Below are 1,448 nucleotides of genomic sequence, written 5' to 3'. Positions count from 1 at the left end.
CGCCTTCAGAGCCTCTAGATTATCTCTAGCTTCCTGATGCATCTTATCCTTAATCAATTGCTCCTGCTCAGCTAAGGCTTCATCAGCTGCCTCAGCCGCATTCTTCTCATCAATCCATGTCATGATATCCCGACACAAGTTCGCTAGACCAGCAGACTTAATTGCCGACACCTGATAAACGGGCCCCGTCCAATTTAACGCTTCTACTAATTTCTCGCATATAGCCTTACGATCTTCTTCTGGCAATAAATCAAGCTTATTCAGAACCAGCCAGCGATCCCGGGAAGCCAAGGTAGGGCTAAACTTTTCCAACTCAGCCGCTATCGCCTGCACCACCTGAGCCGGATCTGAGCCATCGTAAGGCGCCATATCAACAACATGAAGCAACAGACGAGTTCTTACCAAATGCTTCAGAAAACGAACACCAAGGCCCGCTCCTTCTGCAGCACCCTCAATCAAGCCTGGAATATCAGCAACCACAAAACTCTTATGCTCTTCAACACGCACTACACCCAAATTAGGTACTAACGTTGTGAAGGGGTAATTAGCCACTTTAGGCTTAGCTGCAGAAATTGAACGAATCAGCGTAGACTTACCTGCATTAGGCATACCAAGCAAACCTACATCCGCCAACACCTTCAACTCCAAACGCAGGCTACGTGACTCACCTTCACTCCCTTTAGTTGTCTGACGGGGCGCTCTATTCACACTGGATTTGAAACGAGTGTTACCCAAACCATGAAAGCCACCTTGCGCCACGATGAGCTCTTGCCCGATCTCAGTCAAATCCCCTAGCACTTCTTCAGTGTCCGTGTCGATAACTGAAGTCCCTACCGGAACCTGAAGAAACAAACTCTCACCCTTTGCTCCAGTACAATTACGCCCGGCACCCTGCTCACCAGATTGAGCGCGATAATGCCTGACATAACGATAATCGACCAAAGTATTCAGCGACTCACTTGCCACCAGAATAACTGAACCGCCGTCTCCGCCATCTCCACCATCAGGCCCACCCTTCGGAATGTACTTCTCTCGACGAAAGCTCAAGCAACCGTTACCACCTTTACCAGCCTCTACTCCAATTGTCGCTTCATCAACAAACTTCATTGCACACCCCTTAGATTAGTACCCAACGACCAACATTTGACCCTATAAGGAAAATAAAGTCGATCAGCAAATAAATTGCAAAAAAAAAGCTCCGCACAGCGGAGCCTTTTCCAAATCCGTAACGACTGCTTACTCCGCAGCTTCAACCGTCACATATTTGCGGTTCAAAGGACCTTTTGTTACAAACTTCACAACACCACCAGATGTTGCAAACAATGTATGATCCTTACCACAACCAACATTATCGCCTGCGTGGAAACGTGTACCACGTTGACGCACAATAATGTTGCCTGCTTTAACTACTTCTCCACCGAATCGCTTAACACCTAAACGTTTCGACT

The 1,448-nt window shown here is 47.5% G+C and carries 2 protein-coding genes; both read right to left on the bottom strand.

Annotated elements, in window-relative coordinates:
* Window positions 1-1,107, bottom strand: a 1,107-nt coding sequence (gene cgtA / locus A3729_RS17960) for an Obg family GTPase CgtA (protein WP_068634158.1), incomplete at its 3' end; no start/stop codon positions are given.
* Window positions 1,108-1,236: 129 nt separating this feature from the next.
* Window positions 1,237-1,448, bottom strand: a 212-nt coding sequence (rpmA, locus tag A3729_RS17955) for a 50S ribosomal protein L27 (protein WP_068634157.1), incomplete at its 5' end; no start/stop codon positions are given.

Source organism: Oleiphilus sp. HI0043 (assembly GCF_001634935.1).
This window is presented reverse-complemented; position numbering and strand designations above follow the sequence as displayed.